This is a genomic window from Vibrio astriarenae, from assembly GCF_010587385.1.
Lineage (GTDB): Bacteria > Pseudomonadota > Gammaproteobacteria > Enterobacterales > Vibrionaceae > Vibrio > Vibrio astriarenae.
This window is the reverse complement of the sequence record NZ_CP047476.1, coordinates 216,344-231,491: the sequence shown is the minus strand read 5'-3', so window position 1 is coordinate 231,491 and position 15,148 is coordinate 216,344. Positions and strand designations below refer to the sequence as shown.

14 protein-coding genes are annotated in these 15,148 nt (G+C 46.1%); 5 read left to right on the top strand and 9 right to left on the bottom strand.

Annotation, left to right across the window (positions count from 1 at the left end; genetic code table 11):
* Positions 1-43 precede the first annotated feature (43 nt).
* The 4 genes from GT360_RS15510 to GT360_RS15495 form a co-directional block, all read right to left on the bottom strand.
* The gene (locus GT360_RS15510) at positions 44-1,276 is read right to left on the bottom strand and encodes a serine hydrolase domain-containing protein (RefSeq protein WP_164649873.1); all 1,233 of its coding nucleotides are present in this window, start codon (positions 1,274-1,276) and stop codon (positions 44-46) included.
* Positions 1,277-1,442: 166 nt separating this feature from the next.
* Entirely contained in the window at positions 1,443-2,483 is a 1,041-nt protein-coding gene (locus tag GT360_RS15505) for a nickel/cobalt transporter (protein WP_164649872.1), read from the bottom strand.
* A 56-nt stretch (positions 2,484-2,539) separates the two neighbouring features.
* Positions 2,540-3,217, bottom strand: coding sequence for a DUF1007 family protein (locus GT360_RS15500; protein WP_164649871.1), 678 nt, complete (start codon positions 3,215-3,217; stop codon positions 2,540-2,542).
* A 152-nt stretch (positions 3,218-3,369) separates the two neighbouring features.
* A complete protein-coding gene (locus GT360_RS15495) occupies positions 3,370-4,326 on the bottom strand; it encodes a LysR family transcriptional regulator (protein ID WP_239502672.1) in 957 nt (318 codons plus the stop codon).
* Between the two features lie 121 nt (positions 4,327-4,447).
* Between GT360_RS15495 and GT360_RS15490 the strand changes: the two genes are divergently transcribed.
* Positions 4,448-5,269 (top strand): DUF4437 domain-containing protein, encoded by an 822-nt coding sequence (locus GT360_RS15490; RefSeq protein WP_164649870.1) that lies wholly within the window; start codon positions 4,448-4,450, stop codon positions 5,267-5,269.
* Between the two features lie 66 nt (positions 5,270-5,335).
* Complete coding sequence (locus GT360_RS15485; protein ID WP_164649869.1) at positions 5,336-5,854, top strand: DUF3299 domain-containing protein; 519 nt, start codon at positions 5,336-5,338, stop codon at positions 5,852-5,854.
* 142 nt (positions 5,855-5,996) lie between these two features.
* Here the strand turns inward: GT360_RS15485 and ppsR are convergent, their stop codons facing one another.
* On the bottom strand, positions 5,997-6,818 hold the full coding sequence (gene ppsR / locus GT360_RS15480; RefSeq protein ID WP_164649868.1) for a posphoenolpyruvate synthetase regulatory kinase/phosphorylase PpsR: 822 nt from the start codon (positions 6,816-6,818) through the stop codon (positions 5,997-5,999).
* A 173-nt stretch (positions 6,819-6,991) separates the two neighbouring features.
* On the opposite strand from ppsR, the gene ppsA reads away from it, so the two are divergent.
* Complete coding sequence (gene ppsA / locus GT360_RS15475) at positions 6,992-9,361, top strand: phosphoenolpyruvate synthase (RefSeq protein ID WP_164649867.1); 2,370 nt, start codon at positions 6,992-6,994, stop codon at positions 9,359-9,361.
* A 98-nt stretch (positions 9,362-9,459) separates the two neighbouring features.
* Here the strand turns inward: ppsA and GT360_RS15470 are convergent, their stop codons facing one another.
* Positions 9,460-10,791: an MFS transporter gene (locus GT360_RS15470; RefSeq protein ID WP_164649866.1), complete on the bottom strand. Its 1,332-nt coding sequence runs from the start codon at positions 10,789-10,791 to the stop codon at positions 9,460-9,462.
* 320 nt (positions 10,792-11,111) lie between these two features.
* Between GT360_RS15470 and GT360_RS15465 the strand changes: the two genes are divergently transcribed.
* The gene (locus GT360_RS15465) at positions 11,112-11,306 is read left to right on the top strand and encodes a hypothetical protein (RefSeq protein WP_164649865.1); all 195 of its coding nucleotides are present in this window, start codon (positions 11,112-11,114) and stop codon (positions 11,304-11,306) included.
* A 102-nt stretch (positions 11,307-11,408) separates the two neighbouring features.
* Here GT360_RS15465 and GT360_RS15460 read toward each other — a convergent pair whose 3' ends face one another.
* A complete protein-coding gene (locus tag GT360_RS15460) occupies positions 11,409-12,656 on the bottom strand; it encodes a DEAD/DEAH box helicase (protein WP_164649864.1) in 1,248 nt (415 codons plus the stop codon).
* Between the two features lie 105 nt (positions 12,657-12,761).
* The gene (locus GT360_RS15455; protein ID WP_164649863.1) at positions 12,762-13,142 is read right to left on the bottom strand and encodes a winged helix-turn-helix transcriptional regulator; all 381 of its coding nucleotides are present in this window, start codon (positions 13,140-13,142) and stop codon (positions 12,762-12,764) included.
* Positions 13,143-13,292: 150 nt separating this feature from the next.
* On the opposite strand from GT360_RS15455, the gene GT360_RS15450 reads away from it, so the two are divergent.
* Complete coding sequence (locus tag GT360_RS15450; RefSeq protein WP_164649862.1) at positions 13,293-13,835, top strand: nuclear transport factor 2 family protein; 543 nt, start codon at positions 13,293-13,295, stop codon at positions 13,833-13,835.
* A 64-nt stretch (positions 13,836-13,899) separates the two neighbouring features.
* On the opposite strand, the gene GT360_RS15445 is transcribed toward GT360_RS15450, so the two are convergent.
* Positions 13,900-14,862, bottom strand: coding sequence for a linear amide C-N hydrolase (locus GT360_RS15445; RefSeq protein WP_204274592.1), 963 nt, complete (start codon positions 14,860-14,862; stop codon positions 13,900-13,902).
* Positions 14,863-15,148: the final 286 nt, after the last annotated feature.

The following is a 15,148-nucleotide window of genomic DNA, read 5'->3' as shown; positions in this document are numbered from 1 at the left end:
TCTGACCCAATGTCATTTTATTGATATTGGATTGATTCAACCGCTAGAAATAACCGTCCATTTTTATTGACCTCACAAAATTACGAACAAACCCAGACACATTGTGTTTTTCGACTCGATTACTGAACCACACTGCAACCACATCTTTATCTGGTGAGATATAGATTCCCTGCCCACGCATGCCGCCCTTGAACATATCACCGTCTTCCCAAATCGCATCGAACTGATAGCTGCCACCGAGAGGGAGGTCATCCGCAAACGCTTCAAAAGGGCCCGATGCTTCACTAACCGTGTAGACATCAGGCGTCACCGATGTACGAATGGTATTGACGATATCTTTAGAGATCACTCGCTCGTTAGCAATGGTGTTACCACTGTCGGTGTATAGCATAGCGTAGCGAGCCATGTCTTCGGTATTGGTTGTCACTAGGCCATGCACCACTTCATGGCCATCAGGGGTCAGTGTCATCGCCATATCTGATGTCATTTGTGCCTTTGACCAAACGCGCTCTTCAAATACCTGTGAAAGAGGCTTTCCTTCCACTCTTGCAATCAGCAACCCAAGCATTTGCGTGTTAGCGGAGCTGTATTCAAATGCTTTGCCCGCTTCACCCTTGGTTGGGATGTTGATGAGTGTGTCGTAGTAATCAGTCGCTTCAGCAAATTCAGTGAGAAACAGCTGGGTAATATGAGAGTTCACATCGGCGCGGGCTGCATCATTCTCTTCTGCATCCATACCCGATTGCATGTTGAGCACATCAAGTATGCGCACCTGCCCCCAACCTTTATCGTTTAGCTCAGGTAAGTAATGTTTAAGCGGCTGCATGACGTCAATTTTCCCTTCCGCCTCAAGCATTGCGACTAACGTTCCCACGATGGTTTTGGCGTTGCTCATCCAAACATGGCGGGTGTTGTATGGCATGTTGAAATGCTCAAAGATCACCTTGCCGTTTTTGATGATCATCATCGAGTTCACTGAAGGGTTATCACCCTGCATCAAGCTCCCTAACTTTTCATCTTTATACAGAGTACCGTAAACTTGATTTACATCGACGAGATCACGAGGGAGAGGCTTCACTTGTTGAACAGTGCGCTTGACAGTCGCCTGAGGCAACACCTGATCGAGGTTCTGCCAATACCAAGAAGCTTGCTCGCTCGGATACATGAACTTAATCATCGAAAACTCGGCAATGTATTGCTGGCGAGTTTCAGGGCTGATGGCTAATGCGTTTGCGCTCATGGCTATTGATATCGCTAGGGCTGTCTTTTTTAGCATGGTGTGTTCTTCAAATTAATGAGGTTATGAAAAACTACACCCTGAACGAAATCTGGAATAGGTCAGTTAACGACATGCAGATTAACCATACTTGGAAACTAATTGTGAGGGATTAGGATGGAACTAACTAATATCATCGAGATTAACTCAATTGGCCAAACCTCAATCAGACAGCAAACACCGGAGATATCCCAGAAGCATTACCACCCAACAGCAGTATCCCAATCAACATCAGCAATACACCTCCCACCAGCTGTGCATAGTACCCCGCCAGTTTCACTGATTGACCACTCCTATTACTGCCTGCGGTCAGATAGCGATTAACGATCTTCTTACCCGTTAAAGTCATGATAGCGATGATTGATGTGGTGAGCGCAGTACCGCCCGCCATAGCTAGCGCGGAGATAACCCCCATCCAATACATACCGACAATGTTAGCGAACAGCAAGACCATGATCGCACCAGTACACGGTCTGATACCGATGGTGATGATGATTCCAATGTACTCGCGAAGGGTTGAAGCTTGGTTGATGGCTTGTGGGTCTGCGACGTGTTGGTGTCCACAGCCACAATCGGCGCTGTGGGTATGGTTATGTTGCTGCTGAAGCATTAGTGATGGAGAGGCTGGGTTGAGCTTAGTTGCTCCGTCGACCGCTACCGCTGACAATGCCTTAATTTTCAGTTTTGGCTTACGCAGCGTTTGAACGATCTGCTTTAGCGCTTTGCCACACAGCATAACGCCCATGACCACCACCAGCATGAAGCTCAATGAGACAAACGTTGTCGCTTTATCATTCACTGTTTGCATTGTTGCTTGGAATCCCCAAACCAACACGCTCACCAAAGCAATAGCGACCAACGCCTGACAGATAGCTGAAATGATGGTTAGGTAAAGACTCGCCTTCACCTTGGTTGGATGAGTGGCGAGATAAGTCGACACAATCACTTTGCCGTGACCAGGCCCCAATGAGTGCAGCATACCGTAAATAAAGCTAAACCCTATTAGGTAACTGCCTGCCAACAGCGGGTTCTCTGTGGCATCATAAAGAAGATCCGCCAGCTCGGCGTTCACATCACGCTGCCACTTACCCGCTTCTATCACCAATGTCGGCCACATCTGCCAAAGTTGATAAAGCCCAATCGCCAATAGCGCCAGAACGGCAAACGCCACGACTTTGCGGTTGGTTGTCACTCGATTTTTCGCCATGTTAGCGACTCTCCGTATTGATTCTATTTTGCATAGCTATACAGCTTACTTTGACATTAAGGCATTGAAGCACAGTGGATTTCTGCAGTTTGAGTGAACAGTTCACCAAGTGTGTTATCGGGATCGGCATCTTCTGGCAATGACATTGCGTAGCTCATTTGCTCTGGCGTTGGGTTTGGTTCCACGATATTGAGTGAGCACTGTCTTGCTAGGTCGTTAGAGAGGCTGACGTGCCTGTCCGCTCTCCAAGACATATCAACAAAGTGTGTTTTGTCATAAATCATCAAACGTAATGAATCTCTTGTCACTGGCTGAGGCTTTGCCAGTGGTAAGTAGTAACTCAATACGAGCTTCGCTCTGTCTCTCTCCAGCTTTTCACTATGGCCGACTCCATAACGAATCGGAGTTTCTCCATCGTAAAAATAGGTAAAATAGTGCTCGTATAGAATATTATCCATGAGTGAAGCGGCAATATTTTGGAACGTTTCATCAATACGCTCCGGTGATATGTCCTCACCATCAAGAACATACGCGGAGGTCATGGCATCAAATGACCACTCCATGGTTAGCCCGTTGATCATGCCATTTTCCCCTTCAATCGTGGTTTTGAGTTCGATCCACGAATGGGGGTGGGCATGCACATGTTCATGAATACCAACAGAGAGACATAAGGCGAAGAGCGCAAGTAGAGGCCTTTTGATGAAAGAAAGCTGCAGAGTTTTAAATAATCTCATGACAAAATTAAGCACTGTTTAAACGACGTAAGGTTATAACATAACGATAGACGTTTTTCATGGTCGATTTGAGACAACTATCCTGCAACAGGGGCTTGATCCGATTGCATTAGTCAGAATGTCAGAGACAAGCTACTTTTAAAATAACAGCCCTATTCAAAATAGGTCCATTCATTCTCTTTGAGCAACCCTTTCTCTATTAAGCGCTCTCGCAAATTCCCTACCCGTTGTTTTAGTTCATCTCTAATCAGTCGAACCGCCGGTGAAATCAGTTGCCGGCTAGGCAGAACCAGCCACATCTCAGTTTCAGGGATCGTATAATTGGTCATGATGCGACTAAGACGACCGGCTAACAGATCTTCTCCAACATCAATGGCAGATTTCTTCGCAATTCCGACGCCATCAACACACCAGCGCCTTACGATATCGCCATCATTCACAGCGCGATTACTATTTACCTTAACCTTGTACCTTTGTTCGGCTTCAAACAGCTCCCACCCATCGTGAACAACTTCATATAACTTATAAAGCAAGGTATTGTGCTGCGGGAGTTCTTCAATGGTTTGAGGTGCGCCATATTTCTCGATATAGCTGGGAGCGGCACAAAGGACATGGGGGATATTACAGATTTTAAACCCATATAGGTTGGATTCGAGAGCGGCCTCTTTGGTCATCGCTCTGAGGGCAACATCGACCCCATCTCTATAAAAATCAGTGCGACTGTCACTGGCATGTAGCCTCAGCGATACTGAGGGGTGTTGCTCCATCATATCATTAAGCAACTCACGCATCAGATTGCGTCCCATCTCTGATGACACCGCTATTTTAACTTCGCCACTCACTGAGTTTTGTTCTTCATTAATTAGGACTTGTCCTTGCTGAAGCAGCTCTAGTGCCTGATAGCAAAGTGGCAAATAACGCTCTCCTTCCGGCGTTAAACGTAACTTGCGTGTCGTTCGTACGAAAAGCTGTGTGCCTAAAGATTGTTCTATCCTTTTTAAAGAGACACTCGCGGCTGATGAACTCATATCTAGCTGATTAGCAGCAGCGGTAATTGAGAGTAGCTCGGCAATTTTCACCACTACTTGTAAATCGGAAATCTTCATCATGCCTCTATGTTGTCATTTTATTATCCACGTTTTAACGAAAGTGTATTGAAGATTTGCCCGTTTATCGAGTTAATCATTCCAAATACTATGACAGCCATCCAAACACGAAAGAGAAAAACAAATGAAATACTTACTCAATGCCTCAACAATAACACTGGTTGCAACTCTCCTGTCTTCACCCTCTTTTGCAACTGAAAGTACCTCAAAAGTTGTCGCCGCCGATGACATTGAATGGGGTTACCTCAATCCTTTGCGTGGTGTGCTGAGCCCTGGCGCCGCTGACCTTTGGGGCGATCGAACAACCGATACGGCAACGGGTATGCTAGTACGATTCAACAAAGGCTTTGAGTCTCCTCCGCACATTCACAACATCACTTACCGCGGTATCGTGATTGATGGCCTGATGCATAACGACGATCCGACTGCTGCCAAAATGTGGATGCCAACAGGTTCGTTTTGGACACAGCCTGCTGGAGAAGATCACACCACCGCGGCGAATGGTGAAAACAACCTAATCTACCTTGAGATTGACGCAGGCCCGTATTTGGTTCAGCCGTCTGCTGAGGCATTTGATAATGGTGAGCGACCGCTTAACTTGCATACCAACAATATTGTTTGGTTAGGTAGCAGCGATTTACATGATATCAATGTTGAGGGTGTTCAGGCGACTTACGTATGGGGAAACGCTGCGGAAATGAATGGGTCAATGATCAAGCTACCTTCTGGTTTTGACGGTTCAATCAATACGCAAGCACCAGAGTTTCGCGCTGTCATTATTTCTGGTGACGTCGAATACCGCTCCGAAGATGCAAAGAAAGAGACTCACTTAGCAGCGGGTAGCTATATCGAATCAACGGGTAATTTTACTCACCGAATTGTTAATGACTCGGAAAGTGAAGTGACAATCTACATTCGTACCAACGACAAATATCAAGTTAACTAATCTTAGCTTCCGAGCCCCTTATCACTACGAGGGGCTTAAATCCCACTTAATAAACCGTGCAAATCCATGCGATATTTACTCTTTGTCTTCACGTTGTTCCTATCCGCTATTCAACCTGCCAATGCAGTCATCAACTTGGAGTCTCGAACGTTAGTTGAACTCGAGTGGGCAGACCTGATTCCTCAGCAGCAAAAAGAACGAGCTTTGCAACTTGCTTCCCAAGTCGTCGATCATAGCGGTGATCTTACTCAGCAAGCAAAGTTAGGAGATGTAAGGAAAGATCTAAATGGCGCTGAAGTAAAAATCCCTGGTTTTGTGATTCCGTTAGAAGGCGATCAAAATACAATCACCGAGTTTTTACTCGTCCCCTTTTACGGTGCCTGTATCCACGTTCCACCTCCGCCACCGAATCAAATTATTCACGTGAAGTTTGAGGAAGGTGCCCCAACAAAAGATCTTTGGGATATTGTCTACATCACCGGTACGCTAAGAGCCGAGACGCTATTTACTGCGGATATTGATGTTGAGTCTGGTTATACCATTGATGGCGCATCATTGGAGCTGTATGACAAGGCACAAAGCTGAAACTTACTCATACTCAAGGTTCAAGGTCTGTATACTATTGGAACCTTGAGCCGACATATGAACGATAACTACAAGGCAACAATAAAACTGGCCGATCTAAATTCGTTATTTCACAGACAGCATTCACTCATGCCCTCTATCCTCAGACAAGTCTGCGCTTCAGACCCGTCTGCTCTAAAATTCGAGTCGAGATCTCTTCAACAGATAGTGATGAGGTGTTGATGTAGGGGATCGCCTCACGCCTAAATAGCCCCTCAACTACGGCAAGCTCTTCCAAACACTGTTGGTGACTGGCGTATTCACTGCCAGCAAGCCGATTTTCTCGAATCTCCGTCAACCGCTCCGGCTCGATGGTCAAACCAAACAGTTTATAGCGATAGATTTCAAACTCTGGCAACAAGCGCATATTGCTCATGTCTTCGGCAATGAACGGATAGTTCACAACTCGAAGGCCGAACTGCATCGCCATGTATAAACTGGTTGGGGTTTTGCCACTGCGAGAGACGCCAAGCAAGATGATGTCTGCTTGTTCGAGATCGCGTAACGAAACCCCATCATCATGGGCTAAGGTGTACTCTACCGCAGCGATACGGTCGAAATAACGGTCACTGTCTTTGGTGACACTGCGTGAGCGTTGCAGTTTGGGCTGCGCTGCTAAGCCCAAATCTTGTTCCATTTTTCCTACGAAACCACCCAACACGTCATACAACTCAGCAGGCGCTTTGCTGAGTGCTTCTCGGATTTCTGGTAGCACGATCGAGAAAAACACCAAAGGTTTGGTGCCTCTTTGAGAGAACGAAAGCTCAATCTGCTTAATCAGCTCTTCAAGTTTATGATTCGACTCAACAAAAGGAAAAGTTCGTTCATGAGCTTGAAACGAAAACTGGCCTAAAACGGCGTGCCCCACAGTTTCGCAGGTGATTGCCGTTCCATCAGAAACGTAGAACACGTCACGAATTTGCATTTAAATTTTAATCCTTCAACATTTTTTGAATACTATAGCTATCAATAACAAAATTATAAATAAACACTAGCGAATACTTAGAACTTGGTAACAAAAGCGCAAAGCTTGCTAACAAGTCTTAAGATACTCGCATTAATCCCCCTACACAAAATGCAAAGATTCAGGAGATGAACATGCATAATTACACTCTTTGGTTTGACGGACTGTCAATGAACGATGTTGATAAGGTCGGTGGTAAGAACGCCTCCCTCGGCGAGATGGTGTCTAACCTCTCTAGCGCAGGCGTTGCTGTACCTAATGGTTTCGCTACCACGTCTTATGCTTTCAACCAGTTCCTTGACCACCAGGGTCTCGATACGCGTATTCATCAAAAGCTTGATGAGCTGGATGTAGAAAACATTGAACAGCTGCGCGATACCGGTCAGATGATTCGCCAGTGGGTGCTTGACGCTCCCTTCCCTAACGAGCTCGAAGCACAGATTCGTGAAAACTACGCGACGCTGACTGACGGCAATGATGAAATTTCGGTTGCTGTACGCTCATCTGCAACAGCCGAAGATTTGCCTGATGCCTCTTTTGCAGGTCAGCAAGAGACCTTTCTAAATGTGAAGGGTATCGATGCCGTGCTTGAAGCAACCAAACACGTTTACGCTTCGCTGTTTAATGATCGCGCCATCTCCTACCGCGTTCACCAAGGCTTTGATCATCGAGGCATCGCACTGTCTGCGGGTATTCAACGTATGGTTCGTTCAGATAAGGGCTCATCGGGTGTGATGTTTACGCTTGATACGGAATCAGGCTTTGATCAGGTGGTGTTCATAACCTCAGCTTGGGGCTTGGGTGAAATGGTGGTGCAAGGTGCGGTCAACCCAGATGAGTTCTATGTACACAAGCCGCTTTTAGATGCGGGCCAAGCGCCGATTGTGAAGAAAACCTTTGGCTCCAAACTGCTTAAAATGATCTACTCTGAACGCCAAGAAATTGGTAAGCAAGTAGAGATTGTCGACACCAATGCCGAAGAGCGTCGTCAGTTTTCTCTCACAGACTCTGAAATTACTGAGCTTGCGAAACAAGCCATGATCATTGAGCGCCATTACCAACGCCCAATGGACATCGAGTGGGCGAAAGATGGCATTGATGGCAAACTCTACATTGTGCAAGCGCGCCCAGAGACGGTGTGCTCCCAAACCGAAAAAAACGTGGTTGAGCGATTCCAACTGCAAGATAAGTCAAAGGTGTTGATTGAGGGGCGTGCGATTGGTCAGCGTATTGGCCAAGGCCGCGTGCGTATCGTCGATTCGCTCGATCAGATGTCACTGGTTGAAACCGGCGACGTGCTCGTGACTGATATGACTGACCCCGATTGGGAGCCAGTGATGAAGAAAGCCTCGGCTATCGTCACCAACCGTGGCGGTCGTACCTGCCACGCGGCCATTATTGCTCGTGAACTAGGCATCCCTGCAATTGTTGGCTGTGGCGATGCCACTAGCAACCTTGCTGATGGTGATGTAGTCACAGTGTCTTGCTCTGAGGGGGAGACGGGCTATGTTTATCAAGGTGAGCTGCAATTTGACGTGCAGCGCTCTTCTGTGGATGAGCTGCCTGTCCTTTCAACCAAGGTGATGATGAATGTCGGTAACCCTGAGCGAGCATTTGATTTTGCACAATTGCCGAATGAAGGGGTAGGTCTAGCGCGCCTCGAGTTCATCATCAACAAGATGATTGGCGTTCACCCGAAAGCACTGCTCAACTATGCGCAGCAATCTGCCGAGGTGCAAGCGCAAATTGATGACAAGATGCGTGGGTACTCTGATCCGGTAGAGTTCTACATCAGTAAATTGACAGAAGGGATCGCAACGATTGCTGCCGCGTTCTGGCCTAAGCGTGTCATCGTTCGCATGTCTGACTTCAAATCCAACGAGTACAGCAACCTCATTGGTGGTCAAGGCTTTGAGCCACATGAAGAGAACCCAATGCTCGGTTTCCGTGGAGCCTCGCGCTATATCTCCCCTGCATTTGAGGACTGCTTCAAGCTCGAAACGGAAGCCCTCAAGCGTGTTCGCAATGAAATGAGCTTGAAGAATGTTGAAATCATGATTCCATTTGTTCGCACACCAAGTGAGGCTGCGTCTGTCATCGATCTGTTGGCTAAGTTTGGTTTGCGTCGTGGCGATCAGGGTTTAAAAGTGATCATGATGTGTGAGCTGCCATCCAATGCTGTCTTGGCGGAGGATTTCCTACGCTACTTTGACGGTTTCTCAATTGGTTCCAACGACATGACTCAGCTCACTTTGGGGCTTGATCGCGATTCTGGCGACGTTGCTCACCTGTTTGACGAACGAAATCCAGCCGTAAAAGCGATGCTTAAAATGGCGATCGATGCTGCGACTAAAGCGGGTAAATACGTGGGTATCTGTGGGCAAGGCCCCTCTGACCATGATGACTTAGCTCAGTGGTTAATGGAGCAAGGGATTAGTTCTGTGTCATTGAACCCGGACACTGTGGTGGATACTTGGATTAAGTTGGATAAATCGCAGGATTAAATAGCCGGCTATTTTAGTCGTTTCATTGTGTTAACAGATGCTAGCGTTATCGGCTGGCATCTGTCATTTTCCAGTAATTATTGCCCCTCAGCCGCACCTCAAAATATCGCCTGTTTCTTATCTTTGACGTAAAAAATGACGCCCACCACCACAAATAAGAAGGTGAAGTAATAGAAAAACGAAGATAACGAAGCAATAAAATCAATATGTTGCTCGATTTCAGCTTCACTGAAACCCTGAGAAAGCACTTTGTAGTAGTACGCGTAAAGAATACCTATCGTGCCGTATCCAACATTGAACATCAGGCCTTTAAAGCTCAGTACCGTTGCTCGGTTGTGTGACTCGGTCTTTTTGTTTAAGTGGTAGCTGATAAAGATATTCATAGTCATGATGATAAAGATGAGTATCAATGCTGGAATTACGCCGTAGATGGACCAGCCTAAACTAATCCAATAGTAGGTTGCCATCGTGGCGATACCCATAACCAAAATAAACGCTTTAGGCGACATGCTTTCAGCTAATCTTCGGCTCTGACCTGCGAATAGGATTTTTAGTACACTCACCCCCGCCCCAATAAAGCCGAAATAAATTATGGGAATGTCGATAGCGCGATAGTACTGGCTGTCCATTGTCAAAAACATGCGCGATGTGTGCTCAAACAAGGCGTAGTAGAGCAGAATAAACAACACATAAGGCGTTGCCATCACCCATCTTCCGGCGTTTAATGTCAACTTAAGGCTTGCTTTCATTGTGGCAATTTTTCCCGCACCACTCACAACGGGTTGATACTCTTCTTCCATATCAAAGGCCGCATAGATAGCCACCAAGGCAACGAGCAAGGTGGCGAAAACGGGAATACGCATTAGGTCCCGCGTGCTTTCCGGTGTATCTAAACCAAAGAACTGAAAGATATGCGCCATGAAATCGACGTCATACATCGCCGCACCAATCAGTGTCACGAAGATCCCCACTGTTGACGCTATGCGAAGCTGAATTTGCAGTACGCGCGGCCACAGGTCTTCATTGCCTTGCTCTTTTAACGTGTCGTAAGCCAGCGCTTCATCGGCGCCACTCGCCAGTGCCATAGCGAGCCCGCTCAACACGCGGTTAACGAAGAACACCATAAACACAATGGTTGAGTTACCCGTTGGCACAAAAGCGATCATTGCGATTTCGATAAACATCACTAACGAAGAGAGGACCACCAGCTTTTTGCGGCCGAGGGTGTCAGCAAATGCACCCGAGGGGACTTCGGCCAATACGATGGTTGCGGCCCAAACCACATTGAGCATCGCGAACTGTGACAGGGTTAAGTCATAATCTAGATAGAGAAGTGTGAATACTGGGTAGTAGAAGCGGGCAAAATAGCTACTGCGGAAAATTAAGAAATTGCGAACATTACGGATCAGGAGAATGTCTTTTAGTGTCATGCTCTCTTCTCCTTCGTTGCCCAAAAAACTTGTTATCTCAACAAGTGTAGAGAAGAGTTAAAAGTTTAGGTGACTTTCTTCATGCTAGATCCTTAACCCTGTTTGATAAAAACTTAGTGAGCGCGCTTCCGATTGAGTATCTTCTGATGTAATCATCAAGTGAACAGACACACTCGATATAAATATAACGCATATCTACTATCGAATTTCATCATTGGCACGAATATACTCAGCCCGCTATTCTCCATCTTGTTTCCCGACCACTCCCAAGTTATGACACGCTGGGAGTCGCTAATCCAACACTATTAGGTGAAGAACTCATGAAAAAATTCGCTGCTACTATTCTACTATGTACTCTGTCTGGCTCTGTATTTGCGGGGATCACACACCGCGCAGATGATCGTCAAGAAGACCGTAATGATAGACAAGATACACGAGTTGAGTGCCGTGTTGATGAGGGTGCTGGGAAAGATAAGCGTGATTGCAAACAAGAAGGTCGTTCACTAAGAAATTAAGTGCGAATAAAGCACTACTTTGCGATTAATTGATACCGATTAAAAACAGAAAAAGCCCTGCATAGGGCTTTTTAACGTTCTAATAAGCAGTCACGTAGTGTTCTAATTACGCTTCTTTTTCTTTTTGCCTGTGCCTTCTGGCTTCGCTCGAGGCTTCATCGGCGCAAAGTAGGCTTCACTTTGATCTTCTTCTACTTCAAATCCAGCGACTTCCTCGCGCTCTAGGCGGAACTTGTTCTTTTTCTCGATAACCTTGAAGTGATGGTAATCATCGTAATCAATCAAAGAAAGACCTAGACCCACTTCACCAGCACGGCCACTACGTCCGATGCGGTGCATGTAGTCTGCTGGGCTGCGTGGTAGGTCGAAGTTGATTACAACGGGTAGCTTTTCAATGTCTAGACCACGTGCGGCGATGTCTGTGGCAATCAGTACTTGGATTTCACCTGATTTGAATCCCTCTAACACACGAGTACGAGCGCCTTGGCCTTTATCACCGTGGAAGACTTCTGCGGTAATACCACGATTAGAAAGCTTTTGCGCTAGATGGTTACACGCATTCTTTGCGTTAACAAAGATAAGCGCCTGACGCCATTGGTTCTGTTTAATCAGATGCGCCAGTACCGCAGTCTTCTGACCTTTGTTCACGCTGAACACGCGCTGCACGAGCGTACTCGCTTCTGCGCTTTGCAATTGGACTTCAACTGGGAAATCAAGCAACCCTTTAGCCAAATCCGTCACTTTTTCAGGGAAGGTCGCAGAGAATAGCAATGTCTGCTTCTTCTCTGGCAGTAGATCGAGAATTTTGTTTAGCTCTTCAGTAAAACCAAGACTTAACATGCGATCAGCTTCGTCAAGAACCAAGGTTTTTACTTGGTCTAGCTTAATCGCATTGCTTGATACGAGATCAAGCAATCGACCCGGTGTCGCCACAACAATGTCACTGCCACCACGAAGCTGCTGCATTTGTGGGTTCACTGATACACCACCGAATACAGCCACCGTTTTGATCTCGTTTCTTAGGTGATAAGAGTAAGACTTAATGTTGTACGCCACCTGTGAAGCAAGTTCGCGGGTTGGTACCAAAATTAGGTGAGAGACGTAATTGCCACGGCGAGAGCGCGTGTTTTCTTGCTGATAAATGTTTTGCAGGATTGGCAAAGCAAACGCAGCCGTTTTACCCGAACCTGTGTTAGCACCACCAATCAGGTCTCGCCCTTCAAGCAGGTGAGGAATCGTGTGTGATTGGATTGGTGTCGGTGTGGTGTATTCCAACTCGCCCAAACGTTCTACTAGGGTTGGAATCAGACCAAGGTCGGTAAATGTTGCTGGCTGTGTATTATCAGTCATCACTAAAAGTGGCTCAAGGCTAAACAAAGGGCGTGTATATTAGTCGATCTCGCGCTTCGGCGTTAGTAAAAATCGTACTAAATAGGGTTATTCGTATTGTTCGGCTTAGTTTCTCGCATCATAGACTTCGCGCGCCTGTCTGATTGCATCATGATGTTCATCAGCCCAACAAACAAGTTCATAGAGTGGCTTAACCAGCTTTCTGCCTAAATCAGTCAGTTCGTATTCCACTCGGACAGGCACTTCTGGGTAGACTGTTCTATTTACATACCCATCTCGCTCAAGGTCACGCAGGGTTTGAGTCAACATGCGTTGTGAGATCCCTTCTATTCGCGACTTGAGGGCATTAAATCTATCTGAGCCATCCACCAGCGCAAAGAGAATCAGCAGTGACCATTTATCCCCTATCTGTGAAACAACATTGCGCACGGCACAATCTTCATTGTTGTGAAAAGTTCGTCTCTCTGAGGTTTCTTTAACTGTCACTTGTTTGCTCCTTGTTCGTTATTTCACGCTACAACGGTTACCAAAATGTGCCTAGCGCAGTAAATAGTGCCTTCTTGTTATGTAGGTTACTATTAATTACTATGGTTATCAATCTATACCAAAAGGACAAAACAGCCAAAGGAGTTCACCATGCTTAAATCACTTATCTCATTCGTTTTACTTGTTGCAAGCACAGTAGTGTATGCGCAATCTAAAGACACCTTGATTGTTGATTTACCCTCACTAAAGAAAGCCAACTGGACAGAGCAAGAGCTGGCAAATGCGGAATTGGTGACAGATTTCGTGCAGCATCTGATGAACAATCACGATTTCGACTACGTGATGCAGCACTACAACGACAGTGCGTATATCCAGCACAACCGTAACCTCCCTGATAAAGTCACTGGTCTAGTCGGCTTCCTTGAAGAGTTTGTCGAGGAGTACCCGGACTATGCTTATGATGTGAAGCATATTTATGTCGATGGCGATTACGTCATCTTCCACTCCCATGCCACCTTAGAGAAAGAAGATCGTGGCAACGATGAAAAAGGTATGAACATTATCGACACTTGGCGGATTGAAGATGGCCGAATTGTGGAGCACTGGGACTCTATTCAAGCGCTTGATTTTTCGATGCGAGTGTATTCGCTAATTAGTGGTGGGGATATTGCCAATTCAAACGGGGTTTTCTAAACACTATGGGGAAATAGAAAGCCCAAACTGTTTAATTTGGGCTTCAAACGTTAAACGACTCGACTTACATCCAGTCAATCATCTCTGCTGGCTGCAGTTGTGCATTAATGTTGCCATTTAGATGAAGTGGACCACTGACTTTTGTCATCAGAATCGGTGCACCTTGTTCGATGTTTAGACCATCAAATTCAACGTAGAATAGTGATGGGCTTGATGCTGATTCAAAGTAATAACGGTTACTGCTGTGATCTGCGTATGTGCGCCATAGCGTTGCAGAAATATTTGGGTGATCGGGATCTGCCATTCCTAAAGGAACGCCGGTCGAACGCATTAGTGAGATGGTTGCGGCTACCGCTTCTTCACCATCCGTGAATTTAGGCGTAGTCTCAAGTAAGTAGCTGCTACGTACGTATCGGTCAGCAGCATTGATTGTACCAGGAAGCGCACGGTTACCACCGACCAACTTCCAGTACTTGTTGATCGCGATTTGCTCGTCATACGTTGGTGAGTTTGTCATTACCTTAAACTCCGAACCATGATGGATCACTAGCTCACCATCAATGTATTCAAGGATTGCAGAGTCACCCGAAGTATCAGACAAAGAAACGTGCGCGGTCGCTGGACGACCATTAGCTAGCAAAGGTGCCGCAATCACAAAGGGCAAGTCACCTCGCATCGCTTCAACGGCTTCACTCACTGTCGCAAAGTTATCAAGGAAGTACTGTGTCCATGCACCCACTGAGATCTTTGGTTTGTCAGACTGAATGTAATCACCATAATCAGCTTCAGCGAAATACAAAGCGTTCGCTGACAGACCTTTCTCATTCATGCCGTCGGTTGACGCAGCGTTGTACATTGCAACAAAGAACGATGCGTATCTTGAAGTCCAAGTGATCGCATTATCTAGTCGACTTCCCACTTGCTCACGACCTCTTGGTAACACATAGAGGTCAAAATCTGATGTTGGGTCATTCCAGTCCATGCCACGACCCGTAATGAACTTTCCTGATTCAGTCTGATAAATCATGCGTGTGCACATAGTTACTTCTCCACAAAGGTTTTCAGTATTGCAGTCGCTTGCATTCAAGATTGAACTTGCTCGCGACCAACTCGTTAAGTTGCGGATAATTTAAAGAAGAATTTTCGATGTGAACAATCACGGATGACGGATGGAACTCGTCATGGATAAGGTGTAAGCCGTACTTGATGCAAACAACAACCGCTAATAATTGATGACTATTAGAGAAGAAATAATTGTATTCATATCTGTTACACGTTTTCTACGCAACATATCACAGAACCAATCTCCACTA

What these genes read in the sequence shown, in the direction of transcription:
- ppsR (WP_164649868.1), bottom strand. Translation starts at nt 6,818, where the DNA reads ATGCAAATTCGTGACGTGTTCTACGTTTCTGATGGAACGGCAATCACC.
- GT360_RS15495 (WP_239502672.1), bottom strand. Translation starts at nt 4,326, where the DNA reads ATGATGAAGATTTCCGATTTACAAGTAGTGGTGAAAATTGCCGAGCTA.
- GT360_RS15465 (WP_164649865.1), top strand. Translation starts at nt 11,112, where the DNA reads ATGAAAAAATTCGCTGCTACTATTCTACTATGTACTCTGTCTGGCTCT.
- GT360_RS15500 (WP_164649871.1), bottom strand. Translation starts at nt 3,217, where the DNA reads ATGAGATTATTTAAAACTCTGCAGCTTTCTTTCATCAAAAGGCCTCTA.
- GT360_RS15470 (WP_164649866.1), bottom strand. Translation starts at nt 10,791, where the DNA reads ATGACACTAAAAGACATTCTCCTGATCCGTAATGTTCGCAATTTCTTA.
- GT360_RS15450 (WP_164649862.1), top strand. Translation starts at nt 13,293, where the DNA reads ATGCTTAAATCACTTATCTCATTCGTTTTACTTGTTGCAAGCACAGTA.
- GT360_RS15485 (WP_164649869.1), top strand. Translation starts at nt 5,336, where the DNA reads ATGCGATATTTACTCTTTGTCTTCACGTTGTTCCTATCCGCTATTCAA.
- ppsA (WP_164649867.1), top strand. Translation starts at nt 6,992, where the DNA reads ATGCATAATTACACTCTTTGGTTTGACGGACTGTCAATGAACGATGTT.
- GT360_RS15460 (WP_164649864.1), bottom strand. Translation starts at nt 12,656, where the DNA reads ATGACTGATAATACACAGCCAGCAACATTTACCGACCTTGGTCTGATT.
- GT360_RS15490 (WP_164649870.1), top strand. Translation starts at nt 4,448, where the DNA reads ATGAAATACTTACTCAATGCCTCAACAATAACACTGGTTGCAACTCTC.
- GT360_RS15510 (WP_164649873.1), bottom strand. Translation starts at nt 1,276, where the DNA reads ATGCTAAAAAAGACAGCCCTAGCGATATCAATAGCCATGAGCGCAAAC.
- GT360_RS15505 (WP_164649872.1), bottom strand. Translation starts at nt 2,483, where the DNA reads ATGGCGAAAAATCGAGTGACAACCAACCGCAAAGTCGTGGCGTTTGCC.
- GT360_RS15445 (WP_204274592.1), bottom strand. Translation starts at nt 14,862, where the DNA reads ATGATTTATCAGACTGAATCAGGAAAGTTCATTACGGGTCGTGGCATG.